A 23,376-nucleotide genomic window follows, 5' to 3' on the forward strand; every position below is an offset into this window, starting at 1 on the left:
GTAGGCCAACTGGCACATTCTGCCAAACCGTGGGCGGGGCGGCAAAATTCCGCCGGCCCCGCTCCGGCCCGTCAGCTCAGTCCTCGTCGTCGAGCCGGACCGAGGAGGTCTGCTGGACCTGGGTCAGGAACTCGTAGTTGTGGCGGGTCTTCTTGAGCCGGTCGATGAGCAGCTCGATGCCCTGGGTCTGGTCGAGCGCGGACAGCACCCGGCGCAGCTTCCACATGATCTTCAGCTCGTCGCCGCCCATGAGGATCTCCTCGCGGCGGGTGCCGGAGGCGTTGACGTCGACGGCGGGGAAGGTGCGCCGGTCGGCGAGCTGGCGCGAGAGGCGCAGCTCCATGTTGCCGGTGCCCTTGAACTCCTCGAAGATCACCTCGTCCATCTTGGAGCCGGTCTCGACCAGCGCCGTGGCGAGGATCGTCAGCGAGCCGCCGTTCTCGATGTTGCGGGCGGCGCCGAAGAACTTCTTCGGCGGGTAGAGCGCCGAGGAGTCCACACCGCCGGAGAGGATGCGGCCCGAGGCGGGGGCGGCGAGGTTGTAGGCACGGCCCAGGCGGGTGATGCCGTCGAGCAGCACCACGACGTCCTGGCCCAGCTCGACCAGGCGCTTGGCCCGCTCGATGGCCAGCTCGGCGACGATCGTGTGGTCGGTCGCGGGGCGGTCGAAGGTGGAGGCGATGACCTCACCCTTGACGCTGCGCTGGAAGTCGGTGACCTCCTCCGGACGCTCGTCCACCAGGACGATCATCAGGTGCACCTCGGGGTTGTTCTCGGTGATCGCGTTGGCGATGGCCTGCATGATCATCGTCTTGCCCGCCTTGGGCGGGGAGACGATGAGCCCACGCTGGCCCTTGCCGATCGGGGCGACCAGGTCGATGACCCGGGTGGTGAGGTTCTTCTGCTCGGTCTCCAGGCGCAGCCGCTCCTGGGGGTAGAGCGGGGTGAGCCGGGTGAAGTCCGGACGGCTCCGGCTCTGCTCCGGGCTCTGGCCGTTGACGCTGTCCAGGCGCACCAGGGCGCTGAACTTGCCCCGGTCGCGCTTGTTGCCGGTCGAGGAGATCGTGTGCTGGTTCTGCCCGTCCTCCTCCGGCGCCTTGATGACACCGGTGACGGCGTCCCCCTTGCGCAGGCCGGCCTTGCGCACCATGTTCATCGGGACGTAGACGTCCGTAGGCCCGGGCAGGTAGCCCGTGGTGCGGATGAAGGCGTAGCTGTCCAGGAGGTCGAGCACGCCGCCGACGGGGACGAGCACGTCCTCGTCGGTGTAGCCCTCCTCGTCCTCGCGCTGGGGGCCGCCCTGGCCCTGGCCGCCGCCCTGCGGGGCGCCGGTGCGTCCGCGCTTGCGGTCGCGGCCGCGCTGACGGCTGCGGCGGCGACGACCGCGGCCGTCGCCGTCCTCGTCGTCGTAGCCGCCATGGCCGCCGTCGTCCTGGCGGCCGCCCTGCTGCCGGTCGTCCTGCTGCCGGTTGCCATGCTGACGCTCGCCCTGCTGCCGGTTGCCCTGCTGACGCTCGCCCTGCTGACGCTCGCCCTGCTGACGCTCGCCCTGCTGACGGTCGCCCTGCTGGCGGTCGTCCTCACGGTCCGGCCGGCGCTCGTCCTGCTGGCGGTTGCCCTGCTGACGGTCCGGCTGGTCACTGCGACGGTCCTGTTGCCGGCGGTCCTGGGCCTCCTGCTGACCGCCCCGGCTGTCTCCCGCCTCGCGGTCCTCACCGCTGCGGGGGGCACCGGCGTGCGACCCGGCGCGGCGGGTCCGGCGGCCGGAGCTGCGCCCCTCGCGCTCGGCCTGGGCGCGGTCGAGGGCGGCCTGCAGGCCGTCCGCCGCGTCCGGCCCGGACGCGGCGGCCTCGGTGCGCTGGGCGTCACGTGCGGGGGTGCGGCCGTCGGCCGGGGTCTCGGTGGCAGCGGCGTCGCCCCTGCGCCCGTCGGCGGGCGCAGCGCTGCTGCTGGTCTCTGCGCGCTCGACGCTGCGGCTCTCGGAGGCGCGGCCCGCGGCACCCCGGGCGGCGGGCCGGTCCGCGGCGGCCGCGCCGGCGGCTCCTCCTCGACGCTCACGGATGGCGGAGACGAGGTCGGCCTTGCGCATCTTCGCGTCGACGGCGATGCCCATGCTCCCGGCCAGCTGCTGGAGCTCGGCGAGGCGGAGGGTGCTGAGCGAGCCGGTCTTGGTCGCTGCAGACTGGGTGGTCTCGGTCACGTGGTTTGTCCTTCCCCCTCAACCGGGCCTGCGGCCCGGTGCGCGGGGTTCTCGGGTGATGGTCCGGTGCCGTGGAGGCGACCGGACGGATACGTGCCACGGACGGACAGGCTCGACGGCCGGCACAGAAACGGGACGTCGGGTTGGACGCCGGTCCGTGGGGTGGGATTGCTCCGGAGCCGACCGGACGAGCGGCCGCCCATGCTCACGGGGCGATCCCAACATAACACGGTGCAGGTGTCGCACCCCACCCCGGCGCGCCCGTCCTGACCTCGTGTCCTGCCCCCGGCCGGGGGCGCCGGCGCTACCGGCCGCGGGCGGCCCGCACGATGTCGCCGAGCACCGCGGAGGCGGTCGCGTCGCCGCCGGCGCCGGCTCCCTGCAGACGCAGCGAGCCGGCCGAGCGGGCCTCCACGATGAGGACGTTGGTGCCCTCCCGGGCCTGCGCCAGCGGGTCGTCCTGAGGCAGCGCCACGGGGCGCACCGCCACCTCGACGCGGTCGCCGCCCCCCGCGGCCGAGCGCCACGCCGAGGCCACGAGCTTGATGACGCTCCCGTGGGCGGCGGCCTGCTCGAAGTCCGCGTCGGTCAGGCCGGTGATGCCCTGGCGCTGCACGTCCTCCATCGACACCGGCAGGTCCCAGGCGGTGCGGGCCAGGATGACGATCTTGGCGGCGGCGTCGAGCCCCTCCAGGTCCTCGGTGGGGTCCGCCTCCAGGTAGCCGAGCTCCCCGGCCTGACGCACCGCCTCCTCGAACGGCACGCCCTTGCGCGCGACCAGGTCCAGGACGTAGTTGGTGGAGCCGTTGACGATCCCCGAGATCGAGGCGATCTCGTCACCCGCCAGGCTCTCGCCCACGACCGCCATGACCGGGACGGCGGCCATGACGGCCGCCTCGTAGTGCAGCCCCGCACCGTGCTCGTCGGCGACGGCCTGCAGCTGCGGTCCCTGCTGGGCGATCAGCTGCTTGTTGGCGGTGACGACCGGGACCCCGCGACGCAGCGCCCGCTCGATCAGCCCGCGGGCGGGCTCCAGCCCGCCCATGACCTCCACGACGAGGTCGGCCCGCTCCACCAGGCCCTCGACGTCGTCGGTGAGCAGCGCCGGGTCGACACCGTCGCGCACCCGGCCGGTGTCCCGGACCGCCACGCCGGCCAGCTCCAGGGGCCGACCCGCCCGGGCCGCCAGGAGCTCGGCGCGCTCCCCCAGCAGCCTGGCCACGGACGCCCCCACCGTGCCGGCGCCGAGCAGCGCGACACGCAGCGCTGCGGGGTCGGAGGAGGGCGTGGGTGCGGACGTCGGCATCGTCATGGCGTGCTCCAGACGGTCGGGTGCGTGGGTCGTGGTGTGCGTGGGGTTCGGCGCGTCGTCGGGGAGCCGCGCGCCGCGGCGCCCCGTGGACGGACGGGTCGTCACATGCGCTCGGGGGCCGAGACCCCAAGCAGGTGCAGACCGTTGGCGAGCACCTGGCGGGTGGCGTCGTTGAGCCACAGCCGGGTGCGGTGCAGGTCGGTGATCTCCTCGTCGGCGGTGGTCGGGCGGACCCGGCACTCGTCGTACCACTTGTGGAAGCGGCCCGCGAGCTCCTCGAGGTACCGGGCCACCCGGTGCGGCTCCCTGAGCTGGGCAGCCTGCGCGACGACCCGCGGGAAGTCGCCCAGGGCGGCCAGCAGGGCCGCCTCGGTCTCGTGCTGCAGCAGCGAGGGGTCGAAGCCGTCCTCGCGGCTCACCCCGTCCTCGCCGGCGAGGCGGGCGACGTTGCAGGTGCGGGCGTGGGCGTACTGGACGTAGAAGACCGGGTTGTCGTTGGAGCGCTTGCGCAGCTCCTCGCCGTCCAGGTCCAGGGGGGTGTCGGCCGGGAAGCGGGCCAGGGAGTAGCGGACGGGGTCGGTGCCGATCCACTCGATGAGGTCGGAGAGGAAGACGGCGTTGCCGCGCCGCTTGCCCATGCGCTCGCCGCTGATGTTGATCAGCTGGCCGATGAGCACCTCGATGTTCTTCTCGGGGTCGTCGCCCGCGCAGGCCGCGATCGCCTTGAGCCGCCCCACGTAGCCGTGGTGGTCGGCACCGAGCATGTAGATCTTCTCGGGGAAGCCGCGGTCCTTCTTGTCCAGGTAGTAGGCGGCGTCGGCGGCGAAGTAGGTGGGCTCGCCGTTGGCGCGGATGAGCACGCGGTCCTTGTCGTCGCCGAAGTCGGTGGTGCGCAGCCAGACGGCGCCGTCCTGGTCGAAGACGTGGCCCTGCTCGCGCAGCCGGGCGACCGCCTCCTCCACCTTGCCGCCCCGGTGCAGCGTCGACTCCGGCAGCCACACGTCGAACTCCACGTTGAAGTCGGTCAGGATGCCGCGGATCTGCTCGAGCATCCACGCGTAGCCCAGCTCGCGCGTCACCGCGAGGCGCTCGCTCTCGGGCAGCTCGAGGACGTCGGGGCGCTCTGCGAGCAGCCGCTCCGCCAGGGGTATGACGTACTCGCCCGGGTAGCCGCCCTCGGGGATGTCGTCCCCGGTCGCCCGGGCCAGGATCGAGGCGGCGAACTTGCCCATCTGTGCGCCGTGGTCGTTGATGTAGTGCTCGGTGGTCACGTCGGCGCCGCTGGCGCGCAGCAGCCGGCCGAGGGCGTCGCCCAGGGCGGCCCAGCGGGTGTGGCCGATGTGCGGCGGGCCGGTGGGGTTGGCGGAGACGAACTCGAGGTTGACCACGTGCCCGGCCAGCGCGTCGTTGGTGCCGTAGCGCTCGCCCCCCTCGACGATCGTGCGCGCCAGCTCCCCGGCCGACGCGGCGTCGAGGGTGATGTTGAGGAACCCGGGCCCGGCCACGTCCACCGCGGCGACGCCGGGGACCTTCCCCAGGCGGGCGGCGAGCTCCTCGGCCAGCTGCCGTGGCGGCATACCTGCGCCCTTGGCCAGCTGGAGGGCGACGTTGGTCGACCAGTCGCCGTGCTCGCGGATGCGCGGACGCTCCACCCGGACCGCGCCGCGGGCGGGCACCTCCAGCGCGAGGCCGTCGGAGGCGGCCTCGGTCAGGAGTGCGTGGATGGCGTCGGCGAGCTGCTCGGGGGTCACCCCGGCAAGTCTAGATGCGCCCCGGCGCGGCCCCGACCACGGGCGTTCGGAGCGGGGGCCTGCACGCTGCTACAGTGTGTCGCTGTTGCCCCCGTAGCTCAGGGGATAGAGCACCGCCCTCCGGAGGCGGGAGCGCAGGTTCGAATCCTGCCGGGGGCGCAACGGGCAAGAGGCCGCTGACCTGGGAGGACCGGTCGGCGGCCTCTCGCGTCGCCGGGTACGGCGAGCGCCGGGCCCCGGGGCCGCCCGTCAGGTCAGGGGTGGGGCCAGCCGCGACCGCAGGCCGCCGTGGAGCCGTCGCTGCAGGCGCAGCTCGTCCCGCAGCCGGGGCGGGACCGGCAGGTGCCGTGCCGTGAGCTCACGGGCGAGGGACTCCATCGCCACCAGCAGCGAGCCCTGGGCGTCGCGCAGGTCCTGCCAGACCACCGGCGCCGTCCGCAGGCCGTTCACGGCCTCGCGGGCCAGGTGGATGTCCGCCGCAAGATCGTTCAGACTCCTGGGGGGGGCACCGGGCAGGTCCGTCGAGCTGCGCTCCATCGGGCACGACTCCGCTCCGTTGCCGGCGTCCGGCGGAAGGCCGGACGTGCTCCGACCCTACTCCTGCCCGGGAGTGCGCCGCGAGCCGTCGGCCGCGACGGCATACCGTGTGCTCATGGCAGGCACGGACGCGCACACCACCCACTCCTTCGTCGCAGGGACGGACCTGGCGGCGCAGGACACCTACGACAACATCGACCCCGCGGACGGCTCGGTGCTCGGCGCGGTCGGGCGCGGCGGCGAGCGGGAGGTCGACGCGGCGGTCGAGGCGGCCGCCGCGGCGCAGAAGGGGTGGGCCGCGACCAGCCCCGAGCACCGCAGCACGGTGCTCACCCGTCTGGCCGACCTCATCGACCGCGACCGCGACGGGCTCGCGCGCCTGGAGTCCGAGGACACCGGCAAGCCGCTGAGCCAGGCCGTCACCGACGCCACCGTGGCCGCGCGCTACTTCCGCTTCTACGGCCACGCCATCGACGCCTACTACGGCACGACGATCCCGCTCGGCCCGGACCTGCACGCCTACACCCGTCGCGAGCCCTACGGCGTCGTCGGCAGCATCGTCGCCTGGAACTACCCGATGCAGCTGCTCTCGCGCGCCGTGGCCGCCTCCACCGCGGTCGGCAACGCGATCGTCGCCAAGCCGGCCGACGAGACCCCGCGCACCGCGGTGGCGATGGCGCGTCTGTCCGTCGAGGCGGGCATGCCCCCGGGCGTCGTCAACGTCGTCACCGGCCTGGGCGCCGAGGCCGGGGCGGCGCTCGCCCGGCACCCCCGCGTGGCGCACCTGGGCTTCGTCGGCTCCACCGAGACCGGCTCGCTCATCGCCCACGCGGCCGCCGACCGGGTCGTGCCCACGGTGCTGGAGCTGGGCGGCAAGTCGGCCCAGGTCGTCTTCGCCGACGCCGACCTCGAGAAGGCCGCGCGGTTCGTGGCCCGGGGTGTGCTGCAGAACGCCGGTCAGACCTGCTCGGCGGGCTCACGCCTCGTCGTGCACGAGAGCGTGCGCGCCGAGCTCGTCGAGCGCGTCGCCGCCCACTTCCGCCAGGTCGGCCTGGGAGCCGGCCTGGAGGACCCCGACCTCGGCCCGCTCGTCTCGGCCCGGCAGCAGGAGCGGGTGCGCGGGTATGTCGAGGGCGCGGGCTCCGGCGAGCTGGTCCTCGGCGGCACCCCGCCGCAGGACGAGCGGCTGGCCTCCGGCTCGTTCTGGCTGCCCACGCTCATCGACGGCGTGGACCCGGCGTCGGCGATCGCCCAGGAGGAGGTCTTCGGCCCGGTGCTCGTCACCATGCCCTTCACCGAGGACGAGGAGGCCGTCGCGCTGGCCAACGCCACCGACTACGGCCTGCTGGCGGCGGTGTGGACCCGCGACCTGGCGCGGGCGCACCGGGTCGCCGCGGAGGTGGAGGCCGGGCAGGTCTTCGTCAACACCTACGGCGCGGGCGGCGGGGTGGAGCTGCCCTTCGGCGGGTTCAAGAGGTCCGGCTACGGCCGGGAGAAGGGCGTCGAGGCGCTCGACCACTTCACCCAGACCAAGACGGTCGTCGTCCGCCTCGACTGACCGTCCCGTCCGCCCGACGTCTCATCCGCTCGGCGGAGACCGATCTCCGCCCGCGGTGGGATGTGCCGCCCCCGGGGCGCCTGGTTGACTGACGCCCATGACCGACGCCCCACGTGAGGGCACGGGGATCAGCGCCCGGGGGTTGACCAAGACCTTCGGGCCGCTTCGTGCCGTCGACAACCTGACCTTCGAGGTCCGACCCGGCAGGGTCACCGGCTTTCTCGGCCCCAACGGTGCCGGCAAGACCACGACCCTGCGCATGCTGCTCGGGCTCATCCGGCCGACGTCCGGCGAGGCCCTGATCGGCGGCCGGCGCTATGCCGACATCGACCGGCCCATGCAGGTGGTCGGCTCCGCCCTCGAGGCCACCGGCTTCCACCCGGGCCGCTCCGGCCGGGACCACCTGCGCGTCCTCGCCGCCACGCACGGCATACCGGACAGCCGCGTCGACGAGCTCCTCGAGCTGGTCGGGATCCCCGCGGCCGCGCGCAAGCGGGCCGGCGCCTACTCCATGGGTATGCGGCAGCGCCTCGGCCTGGCCGCCGGGCTGCTCGGTGACCCCCAGGTGCTCCTGCTCGACGAGCCGGCCAACGGGCTCGACCCGGAGGGGATCCGTTGGATGCGCGGCTTCCTGCGCCACCTCGCCCAGGACGAGGGCCGCACCGTCGTGGTCAGCTCCCACCTGCTCTCCGAGGTCGAGCAGACCGTCGACGACGTCGTGATCATCGCCAACGGCCACCTGGTCCGCGAGGGCACGATGGACGAGCTGCACGGCGACCCCGCCGTCCTGGTGCGCACGCGTGACGCCTCGGCGCTCGCCGACGCCCTCGTCCGCTCCGGCCTGGCGGTGCAGCCGGAAGGTCCTGCGGCGCTCCGGGTGCAGACCGGCGACCTCGCCCGGGTCGGTGACGTCGCCCTGGCGGCCGGCCAGCCGGTCTACGAGCTGCGGGCCCTGCGCACCGACCTCGAGCGGCTGTTCCTGGACCTGACCGAGGCCCCCGAGCACAGCAACCGCAACCGCCTCCCCGAGGAGATCGACCGATGACCGGGCTCGTCCGCTCCGAGCTGCGCAAGGCCCTGACCACCAAGATGGCCTGGGGCATGCCGCTGGCCCAGTTCGTCCTCGCCGCCGTCTTCGCGGCCATCACCGGCGGCTTCCTGCTCTTCGTCGACATCCCCGGCGCCGACGGGACCCCGATCCCGGCCCGAGAGCTGTTCGAGGACGGTGTCCTGGCCCGGATGACCTACACCGGCGGGCTGCAGGTCGGCTACCTGCTGGCCCTCGTGCTCGGCATCCTGGCGATGGGCAGCGAGTACCGCCACAAGACCCTCACCGCCACCTTCCTCGCCGAGCCGCGCCGCGGCCGGGTCGTCGCGGCCAAGGTCGTGGGACTGAGCGTCGTCGTCGTCCTCAACGGGCTGGCGCACCTGGCGGGGGCGGTCGTGGGCGGCGGGATCATGCTCCTGCTCGCCGACGTGCCGCTCTTCCCCGACGCCGGTGACCTGGCCGGGGTGATGCTCCGGCTGCTGCTGGTGCTGGTGCTGTGGGGCCTGATGGGCCTGGGCCTCGGCGTGCTCCTGCCCAACCAGGTGGTGGCGCTCTTCGTGGGCGTCGCCTTCGCCTTCCTCATCGAGCCGCTGCTGAGCTTCGGCATCACCTTCGTCGACGCGCTCGCCGACGCCGCCCGCTTCTTCCCGAGCCAGGCGAGCACCGCCGCGCTGAGCGTCTTCGAGGGCGTGGACCCCGCGACGGCGCAGAACATGGGGTTCAACCCCGACCAGCTCGACTGGTGGGCCGCGGCCCTCACGCTGCTGGTCTACGCGGCCGTCATGACCGCGGTGGGCTGGGTGCTCACCCGCCGCCGCGACGTGGCCTGACCGGCCGCGTCCGGACCCCGCCCGGACCGGGGTGACGCCGTTCCGACGCGGCGTCACCCCGTCCCGCAGGCACGGGGGGCCTCGGGCTAGGCTTGGCGGAGGCGTGCAGTGTCGATGCTGCACCCGAGGCAGCCCCCGGACGTGAGAGTAGGCGCAGACCCAGTGGCCAACCCCCCGAGCGACAACAGCCTCGCGGACTTCGGAGCCAACGAGTGGCTCGTCGAGGAGATGCGAGAGCGCTTCGACCAGGACCCCGGGTCGGTGGACCCCTCCTGGCGCAGCTACTTCGAGGGAGGTGCCCCCAGCGACAACGGCCGAGCGAGCTCTGAGCAGCCCTCCGCCGCCCGCGCCGAGACCACGTCGGCGACCGGCACCAAGGTCCGCACCGCTCCCCCGCGCGGCAAGGTCGGGCAGGCCCCGCCGCGGCAGACCACCTCCCGGTCCGAGAGCGACACCCAGGCCGTCCAGGCCCGCAGCGCGGGCACGGCCTCCGAGCCCGCGGAGGCCCAGCCGAAGAAGGCTGCGGCCAACGCCTCCGAGCCGAGGAAGACCGAGCCGAAGGCCGCCCCCAACCAGAAGGCGGCAGAGTCCGGCCCGCCGCGCACGGAGTCGCGCAACGACGGCGGGCAGCACCGCAGCCAGCAGAAGAACAAGGACAACGCGGCAGCCCAGGAGACGCCGATGACGCGTGACGCTCCCGCACCCAAGAAGGCCGGTCCGCAGAACGACGTGACCCTCACCCCGCTGCGTGGCGCCACCGCCCGGGTCGTGGCCAACATGGAGAGCAGCCTCGAGGTCCCCACGGCCACCAGCGCGCGCAACCTGCCCGCCAAGCTGCTCATCGACAACCGCACGGTGATCAACAACCACCTGTCCCGGTCCCGTGGCGGGAAGGTGTCGTTCACCCACATCATCGGCTACGCCATGGTCAAGGCGCTCAAGGCGCTGCCGGAGATGAACAACGGCTTCTCCACCAGCGACGACGGCAAGCCCGTGCTCGTGGTGCCCGCCCACGTCAACCTGGGCCTGGCCATCGACGTGCCCAAGTCCGACGGCACCCGCCAGCTCCTCGTGCCCAGCATCAAGAGCGCCGAGAACATGACGTTCTACGAGTTCTGGACGGCATACGAGAAGGTCGTGCGCAAGGCCCGCGACGGCAAGCTGACGATCGAGGACTTCCAGGGCACGACGATCTCGCTGACCAACCCCGGCGGCATCGGCACGCTGCACTCGGTCCCCCGCCTGATGAAGGGGCAGGGCACGATCATCGGCGTCGGCTCGCTGGACTACCCGGCGGAGTGGCAGGGCGCCGCGCTGGAGCGGATCGCCGCCGCCGGCGTCAGCAAGATCCTCACCCTGACCTCGACCTACGACCACCGCATCATCCAGGGCGCCCAGTCCGGGGAGTTCCTGCGCCAGATGCACCAGCTGCTGCTGGGCGCCGACGGCTTCTACGACGAGATCTTCACCTCGCTGCGCATCCCCTACGAGCCGATCCGGTGGAACCCGGACATCGCGGCGACGCACGACGACGACATCTCCAAGGCCAGCCGCATCCAGGAGCTCATCCACGCCTACCGCGTGCGCGGGCACCTCATGGCCGACACCGACCCGCTGGAGTACGTCCAGCGTCGTCACCCCGACCTGGCGATCGAGAACCACGGCCTGACGCTGTGGGACCTCGACCGCGAGGTCGCGACGGGTGGGTTCGGCGGCAAGGCGCGGCTGACGCTGCGCCAGATCCTGGGGATCCTGCGCGACTCCTACTGCCGCACGATCGGCGTGGAGTACATGCACATCCAGAACCCTGAGGAGCGGGCCTGGTTCCAGGAGAAGCTGGAGGTGCCCTTCCAGAAGCCCTCCCCCGCCGAGCAGCTGCGCATCCTGCGCCGCCTCAACGCCGCGGAGGCCTTCGAGACCTTCCTGCAGACCAAGTTCGTCGGGCAGAAGCGGTTCAGCCTGGAGGGCGGCGAGTCGGTCATCGCGCTGCTCGACAAGGTGCTGAGCAACGCCGCCGAGGACGACCTGTCCGAGGTCACGATCGGTATGCCGCACCGTGGGCGCCTCAACGTGCTCGCCAACCTCGCGGGCAAGTCCTACGGGCAGATCTTCCGCGAGTTCGAGGGCAAGTCGGCCCCCGGCTCGGTGCAGGGCTCCGGTGACGTCAAGTACCACCTGGGGACCGAGGGCGAGTTCCACAGCGAGGAGGGCAAGAGCACCCGGGTCTACCTGGCGGCCAACCCCTCCCACCTGGAGGCCGTCAACCCCGTCCTGGAGGGCATCACCCGGGCCAAGCACGACCGGCTCAAGCTGCAGACCGACACCCGCGACAAGGACTACTCGGTCCTGCCGGTGCTGCTGCACGGCGACGCGGCCTTCGCCGGCCAGGGCGTGGTGCTGGAGACGCTGCAGATGTCGCAGCTGCCCGGCTACCGCACCGGCGGCACGATCCACGTCGTGATCAACAACCAGGTCGGGTTCACCACCTCGCCCTACAACTCGCGCTCCTCGGTCTACTGCACCGACGTCGCCCGGACCGTGCAGGCGCCGGTCTTCCACGTCAACGGCGACGACCCCGAGGCCGTCGTCCGCGTCGCGGAGCTGGCCTACGAGTACCGCCAGAAGTTCCACAAGGACGTGGCGATCGACCTCGTCTGCTACCGGCGCCGCGGCCACAACGAGGGTGACGACCCGTCGATGACCCAGCCGCTGATGTACGACCTCATCGAGGCCAAGCGCTCGGTGCGCAAGCTCTACACCGAGTCGCTCATCGGTCGTGGCGACATCACGATCGAGGACGCCGAGGCCGCGCTGCGCGACTACCAGAAGCAGCTGGAGCAGGTGTTCGTGGAGACCCGCGCCGCGCTCAAGGGCGAGGGTGACGGCACCTACGGCCTGGAGCGCCCGCAGGCCCAGGACGAGGGCGACATGGCCACCCGGCAGCGGCCGACCGCGATCAGCGAGGAGGTGCTGCACGCGATCGGCGACGCCTTCGCCGAGGTGCCCGAGGGCTTCAGCGTGCACCCCAAGCTGTCCCGGCTGCTGACGACCCGTCGCGACATGACCCGCGAGGGCGGCATCGACTGGGGCATGGGCGAGCTGCTCGCCTTCGGCTCCCTGGTGCTGGAGGGCACGCCGGTCCGGCTCTCCGGCCAGGACTCCCGCCGCGGCACGTTCGTGCAGCGGCACGCGGTGCTCACCGACAACGAGACGGCCGCCAGCTGGACCCCGCTGAGCAACCTGTCCGAGGACCAGGCCACCTTCGAGGTCTACGACTCGCTGCTCTCGGAGTTCGCGGTGATGGGCTTCGAGTACGGCTACTCGGTGGAGCGGACCGACGCCCTGGTGCTGTGGGAGGCGCAGTTCGGCGACTTCGCCAACGGTGCCCAGACTGTCGTCGACGAGTTCATCTCCTCCTCGGAGCAGAAGTGGGACCAGCGCTCCAGCGTCGTGCTGCTGCTGCCGCACGGCTACGAGGGCCAGGGCCCCGACCACTCCTCGGCCCGCATCGAGCGCTACCTGCAGCTGTGCGCCGAGGACAACATGGTCGTGGCCTACCCCTCGACCCCGGCGTCCTACTTCCACCTGCTGCGCATGCACGCCACGGCCCGTCCGCGCCGGCCGCTCATCGTCTTCACCCCCAAGGCGATGCTGCGGCTGAAGGCGGCGGCCAGCGCCCCGGAGGACTTCACCACCGGGACCTTCGAGCCGGTCCTGCCCGACAGCGCCGAGCTGGACAACGAGGCCGTGACCCGGGTGCTGCTCGCCTCGAGCAAGCTGGTCTGGGACCTCGAGGAGGAGCGCCGCAAGCGCGAGGACACCACGACGGCCATCCTGCGCGTCGAGCAGCTCTACCCGGTGCCGGGTGCCCAGATCGCCGACCTGGTCAAGAAGTACCCGAACGCCGAGCTGGTCTGGGTCCAGAACGAGCCGAAGAACCAGGGCGCGTGGCCGTTCATGGCGCTCAACCTGCCCGAGGCGCTGGCGCACCACGGCGAGGAGCGCCCGCTGCGGGTCGCCTCCCGCCCCGCGTCGGCCTCGCCCTCCACGGGCTCGGCCAAGGTCCACGCCGTCGAGCAGGAGGCCCTGCACGAGGAGGCCTTCGGCCGCCGCGGCTGAGCACGTCATACCGCCAGGAGGGGCCTTCCGCGCACCACGCGGAAGGCCCCTCGTGTCGTCCCCTCCGCACCGCTCTCCCCGCCCCCTTCCCTCCCCTTCCTCCCCTTCCCTCCCCTTCCTGACCGACGACGTCGCGTGCACGCCCAACCCGCGACCGACGACGCCGCGTGCACGCCGTCCCGGCGGCAGGTCCGCCTACCCCGCGTCCTCCGACGGCTGCCAGGGGGCGACGTACGCCTCCGCACTGTGGACCACGTCCCACCGCGCCCCTTCCGGAAGGTCGACAGCCTCGACGCCCCCACCTACGCCGACCCACAGCCGCTGGGAGGCCTCGAGGTCGGCCGCCGCGCCCCAGGACGGCCACCACACCTGGGTCTGCGCGGCGGCGCCCGGCGCAAGGCGGATCTCCGCGGGGTCGACGTGAGCACCTGCCGGAGCCGACTCCCTGACGTGGACGTTGAGAGCGAGGTCCTCGCCCGCGGAGAACACCTGCACCGTCGGCCACCCGGTGACCACGCAGTCGCGGGTGCCGACGTTCGTGGCGACGAGGGTGGTGGCGACCACGCTCCCACCGGGCTCCGGCGTGCTCGTGACGACCTCGAGCTCGTCGGGGTGGCAGAGGGCGCCGGCCGTGGGACCGGCCGGCGGCTCGGGCGGGACGACCACCGGTGCGGACGGAGTCGCCTCCGGCGTCACGTCGACCGGGGACGGGGCGGGCGAGAGCTGCGCGTATGACGCGAGCAGCGGCCACCCGGACTGCAGCCCGGACACGACTGCGAGGGCGGTCGTGACCCCGGCGGCGCTGCCGGCGAGCCGGGCACCGACCCCGCTGGTCCGCACCGCCAGGACGACGGTCCCGAGCGCCGTGGCCCACAGGAGGGTCCGCGGCGGCAGGTACACGCCGAGGTCACCGGCGACCGACACGGTGACGGCGCCCCAGGCCGTGCCCGCCAGCGCAGCACTCACAGCTCCGACAGCCGCTGCGTCCCGGCGTCTGCCACCCCCGAGCCAGCGGTGCGTCGCGGCAGCGGCGGCGAAGGCTCCGCCGACGCTGAGCAGCATCCCGATGACGAAGAGGCCGTCGGAACGCATGAGCACCTGTCGCTGCAGCTGGCCCAGCCCCGGCAGCACCAGAAGCCCGGCGCCCGCCGCCACCACGGCCTCCGCGGCGGCGCTCAATCGCGGGGGCCTGGGGCTCCTGCCGTCCTCAGGTGGCCGACCCCACGGGGCCGTCCCGGAGTCGAGGGTGAGCATCTGCTCCCCGTCGAGCTCCGTCGGCCCGCTGAGACCCCGCTCCACACTCTCCTGCCCGTGCCCCCCGGTCGACATCATGCCCCCATCCGACCAGTCGGGACATTCTCCGGTCAACGCCGCGTGCCCGACGAGGCGTCCACGCCGCACGGCACGGGCACACCACGTCGTCGGTCGGGAAAAGGGCGTGCGCACCACGTCGTCGGTCGGGGGTGGGGCGTGCACACCACGTCGTCGGTCGGGGAGGGGGGAGTGGGCGGGCGAAGTCAGGACATGACGACGATCGCGCGGCCGCGGATCTGTCCCGCGTCGAGCAGGTCGTAGGCGGCCGGGGCCTCGTCGAGGGAGAAGCGGCGCGTCACGGCGCGGCGCACGTCGAAGGCGCCCTCGGACGCCAGGCGCACGACCTCCGGCAGGTCGCGTCGGGTGCGGGCGCCGAAGGAACCGGTGATGGTCATGCCGCGCCGGACCAGGGCCGTGATCGGGATCGCGGCCGTGGCCGCCCCGGCGGCGATCCCGACGACGACCATGCGGCCGCCCTCGCGCAGCAGCGAGAAGCCGAGCTCGACGGTCTCGGGCCGGCCCAGCACCTCCATGACCACCTCGGCGCCGACGCCGCCGGTCGCCTCCAGCACCGCCTCGCGGGCGTCGGCGGTGGCCGAGTTGACCGTCACCGTGGCGCCCAGCTCACGCGCCCCCTCGAGCTTGGCGTCGTCGACGTCGACCGCAATGATCGGGTCGGCCCCCAGGTGCCGGGCGAACTGGATGATGCTCGAGCCCACGCCCCCGACCGCGACGACGGCCAGGGACCGTCCGGCGAGGTCGGTGCCGGCCCGCGCCAGGGCCCCGTATGCCGTGAACGCCGCGCACCCCAGCACGGCCGACTCCTCCAGCGGCAGCGACTCCGGCAGCCGCGTCAGCGCCGTGACCGGCACCACCGCGTACTCGGCCAGGCCCGCCATGGAGTACATCGAGAGCCGGGACCCGTCCGCACGCCGCAGCCGCGACGTGCCGTCGAAGAGGTTGCCGCGGAGCCGGTTCTCGGCGAAGAACGGCTCGCACAGGTCGTCGCGACCGGCCTCGCACTGGTGGCAGGTGCCGCACGGCATGATGAAGGCGCCGACGACCCGGTCTCCGACGGTGAGACCGTCCACGCCGGGGCCGAGCGCGTCGACGTGGCCCGAGACCTCGTGCCCCAGCACGCCGGGCGCCGGGAAGGCCACCTCGCCCTTCATCACGTGCAGGTCGGTGTGGCACACGCCGGTCGCCGCGATGCGCACCAGCGCCTCTCCGGCGCCCGGCTGCGGCGTCGGCACCTCCTCCAGCGTCATCGGCTGCCCCGGACCGTCCCACACCACTGCTCGCATGCCCGTCATCGTGGCACGCCCGCCGGTCCCGCACGTCCGGGACCGGCCGCGCGGCGGCGGGAGGACAGGCCCGTGGCCGTGGATGTGGACGTGGCAGGCTGGCGCCATGGACGACCAGCAGCTCCTCGCCTGGACCGCCGAGCACCGGGTCCTCGTCGCCGACACGGTCGACTCGCTCGGGGAGCCGCACGCGTCGGACCCCACGCTGTGCGCGGGCTGGGACGTGCGCACCCTCACGGCCCACCTGCTGCAGCCGATCCGGGTGCCGTCGTGGCGGTTCCTGCTCACGGCGGCGCGGGTGCGTTCGATGGCGCGCGCCTGCGACGTGATCGCCGAGCGCCTCGCCGACCGGCCGCTGCGGGAGATCACCGCCGAGCTCCGGGACAGGGCAGGCACCCCGGCGAGGCCGTGGTACATCGGCGCCGCCGGGCCGTTCGCCGACAGCTGCATCCACCTGCGCGACCTCGCCCAGCCCCAGGGCCTGCCGGTCACCGTCCCGGTCGAGCGCTGGGCGGCGGTGCTGGACATCATCGCCTCGCCGCGGGGCCAGGAGTCGTTCCTGCCCTCGAAGGGGTTCCTCGACGGGCTGCGCTGGGAGGCGACCGACACCGGCTGGGCCTGGGGCGAGGGCCCCGTCGTCCGGAGCACGGCCGAGGCGCTGGCGATGACGATGTCCGGCCGCACGGCATATCTGGGGCAGGTCGGCGGCGAGGGCGCCGGGCGGCTCGCCGAGCGCACGACGGCCTGACGGGCGGCCCGCGGCGGACGCGCCGCCTCGCCGGACGCGGTCAGCTCCAGCGGACGCGGGCACGTGTGCGCCACATGGCCAGCACGTCGCCCGGGTCGTCGACGGCGCCGGGTGCTGCCCGGTTCCACAGCGCCAGGTAGAGGGCGACGGCCGAGCCGTCGAGGCTCGTGCCGACGACCTCGTCGCTGCCGCGCAGGCGGGTCGTCCGCACCGCACCGTCGGCCCCGATCTCCACCCCCCACTCCCGACCGGAGCCGCGGGCCCGAACCGTGAGGCTGCGCGGCCCTGCGCCTGCGAAGCGGGACCGGCCGCGCGGCACGAACCCGGTCAGCAGCTCGTCGATCCCGTCCAGGGCGACCGGCTCGTCGACCCAGGCCGCGTCCCGGGGGTCGGGAAGGCGTCCCAGGCTCGCCGCGAGGGCGTCGACCGCGTGGATGGTCGTCTCGTGGCACTGGCGCCGCGCCCAGAACACCCGCGGCGGAGGCGCGTCGGCGAGGAAGACCGTCGCCCGCACGTCGTCCGGCGCCGTCTCGATCGTCGTGACCAGGGCGTCAGCCCCCTCGAGGAGCCAGCCGACCGGGTCGGCCACCTGCTGCCCCTCGGCGTTCCAGGCCGGTGGGTGGCACTCCTCGCCGCGCAGGGTGGCGCGCGCCCAGCGGTGCACCATGCCCTGGTGCGCGAGCAGCCGGCGGACCGTCCACGCCGGGCAGGTCGGCACCGCGGCCTCGGGGCCGGCCGCGGCGGCGGACCGGACGAAGGCGTCGACGGCGGTCCGGATCCCGGCGACGTGCTCCTCGACCGTGCGGTGCTCCATACCCGGGATCCTGGCAGCACCTGCCGACAGGACCTGTCCGCAGTCTCCGGGGATCTCCTTCCGTGCCGCGGCCGGCGGCGCGCCGGGATGAACCGGCGCCGCGCTCGGGGCAGGATCGGGGTATGGCGCTCGAGCTCCCCTGCCCCGCGTGCGGCACCCAGATGTATGCCGAGCACGCTCACAACCGCTGCCCACGGTGCCGCTACGTCGAGCCGTGCTGCGACGGCGCGCCGCTGGAGGCCTGCGTGGTCCCGGTGCGCCGGACCACCGACCCCTACCTGGAGGTGCGCTGAGGTGCTGACCACCCAGCTGCAGGTGCGCACCGGCGGCGACGAGGTCGTCGTGGACCTGACGCGCCGGTGCGCCGACTTCGTCAGCGGCCGGGGTGACGGCCTGCTGCACGTCTTCGTGCCGCACGCGACCGCCGGCATCGCGATCATCGAGACGGGCGCGGGGTCCGACGACGACCTGCTCGCGGCCCTGGCCGACCTGCTGCCGGCCGACGACCGCTGGCAGCACGCCCACGGCTCTCGCGGGCACGGCCGGTCGCACGTCATGCCCGCGCTGGTCCCGCCCTACGCGACGGTGCCGGTCGACGGCGGCCGGCTGGCGCTGGGCACCTGGCAGAGCATCTGCCTGGTCGACCTCAACGTCGACAACGCCGAGCGGACGGTCCGCCTGGACCTGCTGCCGGGCTGACGCCCGCGCGCCGGGCCCGCGGCGCGCGGGGCGCTCAGGAGGCTGCCGCCCCGCTCAGGAGGCCCGCTGCTCGGCGCGGGTGAGCGAGTCGTCGGCGCGGATGAGCCCCAGGTGGCTGAACGCCTGGGGGTAGTTGCCGATGAGGCGCCCCGCGCCCGGGTCGTACTCCTCGGCGAAGAGGTCCAGCTCGGAGCCGTAGCCCACCAGCTGGTCCATGAGCGCGCGCGCCTCCTCGACGCGGCCGCTGCAGGCGTACTGCTCGACCAGCCAGAAGCAGCAGATGAGGAAGGGGCTCTCGCCGCCCTCCAGCCCGTCGAGACCGGCGCCCGTGCGGTAGCGGTGCAGCAGCCCGTGCTCGTCCCGGAGGTCCTCCTCGATCGCGGCGACCGTGCCGAGCATCCGCTCGTCGTCGTAGGGCAGGAACCCGGTGTGCGGGATCTGCAGCAGGGAGGCGTCGACCTCGTCGTTGTCGTAGGTCTGGGTGAAGGTGCCGCGCCGCTCGTCGAAGCCCCGGCGCAGGATCTCCTCGCGCAGCCGGTCGCGCAGCTGGCGCCAGTGGTCGGCGTCGCCCTCGAGCCCGTGCTCCTCGACGGCCCGCACGCCCTCGTTGAAGGCGGCCCACATCATCACCCGGCCGTGGGTGAAGTAGTGCAGGTCGCCACGCATCTCCCAGATGCCGTGGTCCTTGCGGTCGTAGTTGGCCTCGCAGTAGCGCAGCAGGTTGCGCTGCAGCCCCCAGGAGTACTCGTCCTCTGCCACCCCGTGGTCGCGCAGCCGGGCCAGCGCCAGCATGACCTCGCCGGGGACGTCGGTCTGGTACTGCTCGGCCGCCCCGTTGCCGATGCGCACCGGCCGGGAGCCCTCGTAGCCGGCGAGGTGGTCCAGCTCCTTCTCGTCCAGGCGCCGCTCGCCGCCCAGGCCGTACATGATCCGCAGGTTGTGGATGTCTCCGGCGACGGCCCGCAGCAGCCAGTCGCGCCACAGCCTCGCCCCGTCGGTGAACCCGTGGTCGACCATCACCTCGATCGTCAGGGCCGCGTCGCGCAGCCAGGTGTAGCGGTAGTCCCAGTTGCGGACGCCGCCCAGCTCCTCGGGCAGCGACGTGGTCGGTGCGGCGACGATGCCCCCCGTCCGCGCGTGGGTCAGGGCGCGCAGCACCAGCAGCGAGCGCCGGACCACGTCGGTGTGGTGGGTGTGGGTCTCGGCGCCGGCGGCCCAGTCCCGCCAGAAGGCCCGGGTCTGGGCCAGCACCTGCTCGGCGTCGACCGGGGCGGGGTGGTCGGTCCAGGAGGGGTGCCATGCCAGGTCCCACGCCACCTGCTCCCCGGCGCGCAGCGGGAAGGTCCCGACCAGGCGCGGTGCGGGGCCGCCTCTCGAGGTGTCCGCGGCCCCCTCGTCGTCGTCGTCGTCGACGACGTGCAGGCAGGGGCCGGTGAGCAGCAGCGCGTCCGGGCCCGCGAGCGACGTCATCCGCCCCCGACCGTCGGCGGTGTCCTCGATCCTGCGGAACCACGGGGTGGCCAGGGCGTAGTCGAACCGGATGCGCAGGTCGTGCTCGACCTCGACCTGCCCCTCCAGGCACTCGACCAGGCGGACGAGGTCGACGTTCTCGTCCGCGGGGGTGAGGAAGTCCAGGACCTTCGCCCGGCCGGTGGGCCCGCGCCACACCGTCTCCAGCACGAAGGTGTCCGGCTCGTAGCGCCAGCTCTCCACCTCGCCGTCGACGACGGCGAGCCACCACCGCCCGTCGTCCGGCCCGCCCAGCAGGGCGCAGAAGACCGCCGGGCTGTCGAAGCGCGGCAGGCACAGCCAGTCGATGCTCCCGTCGCGGGACACCAGCGGCCCGGTGTGCATGTCGGACAGCAGGGCGTAGTCCTCCAGGGGGGTGCTCATGCCGTTCACGGTATCGGCCGCACGCGAGCGCCCCTCCCGGCCCGTGCCCGACCGGGACGGCTCACCTGGAGACCGGCGCCGCGGCCCGGTTGACTGGAGGGCATGTCGACCGCAGCCGTGCTCCGTGACCACACGCTCGACCTCGTCCTCAAGGGCTACACCTTCGCCCGGGAGGCCAGGGACCGCTCCGAGGACCCCAGGAAGGGCAGCCGGCTCATGCTGCGCGCGCTGGGCCGTGGCGCACTGCTCGTCCGCGGCGAGGAGGGCGTGCGCCTGTTCTACGACACCGACCGGATGCGGCGGGAGGGCGCGATGCCGGCGTTCGTCGGCGGCGGCCTCTTCGGCAAGGGGTCGGTGCACGGCCTGGACGACGAGGCGCACCGGCACCGCAAGTCGATGTTCGTCCGCACGCTCATGGACCCGCAGCGGGTCGCCGAGCTGCTCGAGGCCAGCGCCCGGGAGTGGTCGGAGGCGGTCGAGGAACGCTGGCTCTCCGGCGGCAGCGCCTCGGTGTACGACGTGTCCGTCGAGGTCTACGGGCGCTCGCTGCTGCGCTGGGCCGGGGTCGAGGCCGACCGGGAGACGCTGACCCGGCTGGCCCACGACGAGGCGGACATCGTCGACGGCTTCGCGGTGCTCGGCCCGGCCTGGCTGCGCACCCAGGTCAAGCGCCGGCAGTGCGACGCGTGGTTCACCGACCTGGTGCGGCGGGCGCGCGCGGGCGAGGTGACCCCGCCACCGGGCACGGCGTTCGAGGCGGTCCTGGAGCACCGTGAGCTGGACGGCGAGCCGCTGCCGGACCACATCGCCGGGGTCGAGCTGCAGAACGCGATCCGCCCGGGCATCGCCGTGTGCCGGTTCGCGGCCTTCGCCGCGCTGGCCATGCACGAGCACCCGGGCTGGCGCGAGCGGATCTTCACCGAGACCGTCGAGCGGGGCAGCACGACCGACGGCCCGCTGGCGGTCGCCTTCGCCGAGGAGGTGCGGCGCTACTACCCGTTCGTGCCGCTGCTGCCGGCCGTGGCCCGGCACGACCAGGAGTTCGAGGGCGAGCACCTGGCCGAGGGTGACCGGGTGCTCATCGACATCTACGGCACCAACCGCGACGAGCGGCACTGGTCGGCGCCGGAGGCCTTTGACCCGGAGCGCTTTCTGGGCACCGGCGAGGTCTTCGCCGAGTACTTCGTGCCCCAGGGCGGCGGTCGGCCGGAGACGGGCCACCGCTGCCCCGGCGAGATGATCACCGTCGGGCTGCTCGCGCAGACCGTCGCCGAGCTCTCCCGCCTCGACGCCGAGGTCGCGCGCGACGGGCTGGACTGGTCGGTCCACCGACTGCCGACCGCCCCGCGCAACGGGGTGCTGCTCTCCCGGGTGCGACGGCGCGGGTGAGCCGCTCCGGGAGGGCCGGACCCGACGGCCGACGCGGCGTAGTCCGCGTCGGCATCTCGGGCTGGCGCTACGCCCCGTGGCGCGGCGTCTTCTACCCCAGGGGCCTGCCTCAGCGGCGCGAGCTGGAGTTCGCCGCCGAGCGGATGGACACGGTCGAGATCAACGGCTCGTTCTACTCCCTGCAGCGGCCCAGCAGCTACCGCGCGTGGGCGGAGGCGACACCCGAGGGGTTCGTCTTCGCGGTCAAGGGCAGCCGCTTCATCACGCACATGAAGAAGCTGCGCGACATCGACACCGCGCTGGCCAACTTCCTCGCCTCCGGCGTGCTGTCCCTGGGCCCGAGGCTCGGCCCCGTGCTGTGGCAGCTCGCGCCGCGGCACCGGTATGACGCGGAGCAGCTGGAGTCCTTCCTCTCCCGGCTGCCGCGCACCCACGGGGCCGCGGCCGAGGTGGCGCGCGGGCACGACGACCGGGTGCGGGAGACGCCATACCTGGAGGCGGCGGAGCCGGACCGCCCGCTGGAGCACGTGCTGGAGGTGCGGCACCCCACCTTCGACGGCAACGCCGAGTTCCTCGACCTGCTGCGGCGTCACCGCGTGGGGGTCGTGGTCGCCGACGCCGCCGGGCTGTGGCCCTACTTCGACGAGGTCACGAGCCCGGTGGTCTACGTGCGGCTGCACGGCGACACCGAGCTCTATGTCAGCGGCTACGGCGAGGAGGCCCTGCAGGACTGGGCCGGACGGATCCGGCGGTGGCGGGAGCAGGCGGACGTCTACGTCTACTTCGACAACGACGTCAAGGTGCACGCACCCCACGACGCGATGCGCCTGGCGCAGATCCTGCGCGAGGACGACGCCCTACGCTGAGGGGCGTGTCTGTGTCGATGCCGGCCGACTTCGTCATCGCGCGCAACCCCGAGGAGGGCACCACGCTGCCCTACCTGCTGCGCATCCCGCTGGGGACGGACGGCGTCGTGCTCAAGGCCAAGGAGACGTGGCCGCGGACCGGCAAGGTCTACTGCCACCGTGCCGTCGGCTGGCCGCGCGAGCCCGAGATCGTCGAACGGGTCCCGGTGCGCTCGTGCGTCCGCCGCGGCGCGGCGATCGACCTGGTGCTGGACCGCGGCCGGGAGAACCGCTCGCAGTTCGTGCTGACCCGCATCCGCGGCGGGCGCGAGGCGATCTTCTGGCAGACGGCCAGGACGGCGAAGCAGGCACGACCGGCGGTCGCGCTGCCGACGGCGCGGGGGTCAGGGGTCCGCGAGCTGGAGATCCTGGTCGACAGCCACGAGCGCTACGCGTGGACCTTCGAGCACCAGCAGGCGACGACGGTGCGGCAGGCGCTGACGGCGGGTGACTACGGCGTGCGGGTCGGCGGGCGCGTCGTGGCGGCAGTGGAGCGCAAGTCGCTGCAGGACCTCGTCAGCACGCTGACCAGCGGGCGGATGCGCTACGTCCTGGCCGACCTCGCGGCGCTGGAGTCGGCCGCGGTGGTCGTGGAGGACCGCTACTCGGCCGTCTTCAAGCTCGACCGGGTGCGGCCGGCCGTGGTCGCGGACGGGCTGGGCGAGTGCCAGGCCCGCTTCCCCACCGTCCCGATCGTGTTCTGCGAGACACGGGCGCTGGCGCAGGAGTGGACCTACCGGTTCCTGGCGGCCGCCGTCGTCCACGCCGGCGAGACGGCGCACGCCGAGGCGGAGGCCACGCCCCTGCCGGCGGCGGTGGAGCCGACCGCCGCGCAGGTGCGGCAGTGGGCACGGAGCAACGGGTATGCCGTCTCCGACCGGGGCCGCGTCAGCCGGGTGGTGCTGGAGGCCTTCGCGCGACGCAGCGGGTGAGGGCCGCCGGGACGCGGCTGCGG

General features: G+C 73.6%; 18 protein-coding genes and 1 tRNA gene. 11 read left to right on the forward strand and 8 right to left on the reverse strand.

The genetic code is table 11. The features are described from left to right. Window positions 1–76: 76 nt before the first annotated feature. The 3 genes from rho to K330_RS0116250 form a co-directional block, all read right to left on the reverse strand. Complete coding sequence (gene rho, locus K330_RS0116240; protein WP_022922872.1) at window positions 77–2,200, reverse strand: transcription termination factor Rho; 2,124 nt, start codon at window positions 2,198–2,200, stop codon at window positions 77–79. 304 nt (window positions 2,201–2,504) lie between these two features. Then, window positions 2,505–3,512, reverse strand: coding sequence for a homoserine dehydrogenase (locus K330_RS21910; protein ID WP_156875851.1), 1,008 nt, complete (start codon window positions 3,510–3,512; stop codon window positions 2,505–2,507). A gap of 101 nt (window positions 3,513–3,613) precedes the next feature. Next, window positions 3,614–5,263, reverse strand: coding sequence for an arginine--tRNA ligase (locus K330_RS0116250; RefSeq protein ID WP_022922874.1), 1,650 nt, complete (start codon window positions 5,261–5,263; stop codon window positions 3,614–3,616). Between the two features lie 87 nt (window positions 5,264–5,350). On the opposite strand from K330_RS0116250, the gene K330_RS0116255 reads away from it, so the two are divergent. Next, window positions 5,351–5,422 (forward strand) — tRNA-Arg (locus K330_RS0116255). 90 nt (window positions 5,423–5,512) lie between these two features. Here K330_RS0116255 and K330_RS0116260 read toward each other — a convergent pair. Next, on the reverse strand, window positions 5,513–5,800 hold the full coding sequence (locus tag K330_RS0116260; RefSeq protein WP_022922875.1) for a hypothetical protein: 288 nt from the start codon (window positions 5,798–5,800) through the stop codon (window positions 5,513–5,515). A gap of 115 nt (window positions 5,801–5,915) precedes the next feature. Between K330_RS0116260 and K330_RS0116265 the strand changes: the two genes are divergently transcribed. From K330_RS0116265 to K330_RS0116280, 4 genes are all read left to right on the forward strand, one after another. After that, window positions 5,916–7,358: an aldehyde dehydrogenase family protein gene (locus tag K330_RS0116265; RefSeq protein ID WP_029202777.1), complete on the forward strand. Its 1,443-nt coding sequence runs from the start codon at window positions 5,916–5,918 to the stop codon at window positions 7,356–7,358. A 97-nt stretch (window positions 7,359–7,455) separates the two neighbouring features. After that, entirely contained in the window at window positions 7,456–8,403 is a 948-nt protein-coding gene (locus tag K330_RS0116270) for an ABC transporter ATP-binding protein (RefSeq protein ID WP_022922877.1), read from the forward strand. Next, complete coding sequence (locus K330_RS0116275) at window positions 8,400–9,236, forward strand: ABC-2 transporter permease (RefSeq protein WP_022922878.1); 837 nt, start codon at window positions 8,400–8,402, stop codon at window positions 9,234–9,236. The genes K330_RS0116270 and K330_RS0116275 overlap by 4 nt, the downstream gene beginning before the upstream one ends. 162 nt (window positions 9,237–9,398) lie before the next feature. Then, window positions 9,399–13,355 (forward strand): multifunctional oxoglutarate decarboxylase/oxoglutarate dehydrogenase thiamine pyrophosphate-binding subunit/dihydrolipoyllysine-residue succinyltransferase subunit, encoded by a 3,957-nt coding sequence (locus K330_RS0116280; protein WP_022922879.1) that lies wholly within the window; start codon window positions 9,399–9,401, stop codon window positions 13,353–13,355. Window positions 13,356–13,550: 195 nt separating this feature from the next. Here K330_RS0116280 and K330_RS0116285 read toward each other — a convergent pair whose 3' ends face one another. Together K330_RS0116285 and K330_RS0116290 are read right to left on the reverse strand one after the other, a co-directional pair. Further along, complete coding sequence (locus K330_RS0116285) at window positions 13,551–14,687, reverse strand: DUF4232 domain-containing protein (protein ID WP_084617645.1); 1,137 nt, start codon at window positions 14,685–14,687, stop codon at window positions 13,551–13,553. Between the two features lie 185 nt (window positions 14,688–14,872). After that, the gene (locus tag K330_RS0116290) at window positions 14,873–15,973 is read right to left on the reverse strand and encodes a zinc-binding dehydrogenase (protein ID WP_029202778.1); all 1,101 of its coding nucleotides are present in this window, start codon (window positions 15,971–15,973) and stop codon (window positions 14,873–14,875) included. A gap of 106 nt (window positions 15,974–16,079) precedes the next feature. Here K330_RS0116290 and K330_RS0116295 point away from each other — a divergent pair, with 106 nt between their 5' ends. Then, on the forward strand, window positions 16,080–16,721 hold the full coding sequence (locus K330_RS0116295; RefSeq protein ID WP_040658295.1) for a maleylpyruvate isomerase family mycothiol-dependent enzyme: 642 nt from the start codon (window positions 16,080–16,082) through the stop codon (window positions 16,719–16,721). Window positions 16,722–16,761: 40 nt separating this feature from the next. Here K330_RS0116295 and K330_RS21915 read toward each other — a convergent pair whose 3' ends face one another. Further along, window positions 16,762–17,535, reverse strand: a complete 774-nt coding sequence (locus tag K330_RS21915; RefSeq protein ID WP_022922883.1) for a maleylpyruvate isomerase N-terminal domain-containing protein — start codon at window positions 17,533–17,535, stop codon at window positions 16,762–16,764. 122 nt (window positions 17,536–17,657) lie between these two features. Between K330_RS21915 and K330_RS23780 the strand changes: the two genes are divergently transcribed. Beyond that, a complete protein-coding gene (locus K330_RS23780; RefSeq protein ID WP_022922884.1) occupies window positions 17,658–17,828 on the forward strand; it encodes a hypothetical protein in 171 nt (56 codons plus the stop codon). Between the two features lies 1 nt (window position 17,829). Further along, window positions 17,830–18,234: a secondary thiamine-phosphate synthase enzyme YjbQ gene (locus K330_RS0116310; protein ID WP_022922885.1), complete on the forward strand. Its 405-nt coding sequence runs from the start codon at window positions 17,830–17,832 to the stop codon at window positions 18,232–18,234. A gap of 54 nt (window positions 18,235–18,288) precedes the next feature. Here K330_RS0116310 and K330_RS21920 read toward each other — a convergent pair whose 3' ends face one another. Continuing rightward, window positions 18,289–20,127 (reverse strand): glycoside hydrolase family 15 protein, encoded by a 1,839-nt coding sequence (locus K330_RS21920; protein ID WP_040658324.1) that lies wholly within the window; start codon window positions 20,125–20,127, stop codon window positions 18,289–18,291. A gap of 102 nt (window positions 20,128–20,229) precedes the next feature. Between K330_RS21920 and K330_RS0116320 the strand changes: the two genes are divergently transcribed. Genes K330_RS0116320 through K330_RS0116330 form a run of 3 tightly spaced genes read left to right on the forward strand, consistent with a single transcriptional unit; the run spans window position 20,230 to window position 23,353 of the window. Further along, entirely contained in the window at window positions 20,230–21,516 is a 1,287-nt protein-coding gene (locus K330_RS0116320; protein WP_022922886.1) for a cytochrome P450, read from the forward strand. Then, a complete protein-coding gene (locus tag K330_RS0116325; protein ID WP_022922887.1) occupies window positions 21,513–22,382 on the forward strand; it encodes a DUF72 domain-containing protein in 870 nt (289 codons plus the stop codon). Before K330_RS0116320 ends, K330_RS0116325 begins: the two co-directional genes overlap by 4 nt. Window positions 22,383–22,387: 5 nt before the next feature. Next, window positions 22,388–23,353: an Lsr2 family DNA-binding protein gene (locus K330_RS0116330; RefSeq protein WP_229665729.1), complete on the forward strand. Its 966-nt coding sequence runs from the start codon at window positions 22,388–22,390 to the stop codon at window positions 23,351–23,353. Window positions 23,354–23,376: the final 23 nt, after the last annotated feature.

It is taken from the genome of Ornithinimicrobium pekingense DSM 21552, from assembly GCF_000421185.1.
GTDB lineage: Bacteria > Actinomycetota > Actinomycetes > Actinomycetales > Dermatophilaceae > Ornithinicoccus > Ornithinicoccus pekingensis.

Bases quoted from the DNA above. Each gene is read 5' to 3' on its own strand.
- K330_RS21910 (WP_156875851.1), bottom strand. From the start codon at position 3,512: ATGACGATGCCGACGTCCGCACCCACGCCCTCCTCCGACCCCGCAGCG.
- K330_RS0116260 (WP_022922875.1), bottom strand. From the start codon at position 5,800: ATGGAGCGCAGCTCGACGGACCTGCCCGGTGCCCCCCCCAGGAGTCTG.
- K330_RS0116265 (WP_029202777.1), top strand. From the start codon at position 5,916: ATGGCAGGCACGGACGCGCACACCACCCACTCCTTCGTCGCAGGGACG.
- K330_RS0116270 (WP_022922877.1), top strand. From the start codon at position 7,456: ATGACCGACGCCCCACGTGAGGGCACGGGGATCAGCGCCCGGGGGTTG.
- K330_RS0116275 (WP_022922878.1), top strand. From the start codon at position 8,400: ATGACCGGGCTCGTCCGCTCCGAGCTGCGCAAGGCCCTGACCACCAAG.
- K330_RS0116285 (WP_084617645.1), bottom strand. From the start codon at position 14,687: ATGATGTCGACCGGGGGGCACGGGCAGGAGAGTGTGGAGCGGGGTCTC.
- K330_RS0116290 (WP_029202778.1), bottom strand. From the start codon at position 15,973: ATGCGAGCAGTGGTGTGGGACGGTCCGGGGCAGCCGATGACGCTGGAG.
- K330_RS0116295 (WP_040658295.1), top strand. From the start codon at position 16,080: ATGGACGACCAGCAGCTCCTCGCCTGGACCGCCGAGCACCGGGTCCTC.
- K330_RS21915 (WP_022922883.1), bottom strand. From the start codon at position 17,535: ATGGAGCACCGCACGGTCGAGGAGCACGTCGCCGGGATCCGGACCGCC.
- K330_RS23780 (WP_022922884.1), top strand. From the start codon at position 17,658: ATGGCGCTCGAGCTCCCCTGCCCCGCGTGCGGCACCCAGATGTATGCC.
- K330_RS21920 (WP_040658324.1), bottom strand. From the start codon at position 20,127: ATGAGCACCCCCCTGGAGGACTACGCCCTGCTGTCCGACATGCACACC.
- K330_RS0116320 (WP_022922886.1), top strand. From the start codon at position 20,230: ATGTCGACCGCAGCCGTGCTCCGTGACCACACGCTCGACCTCGTCCTC.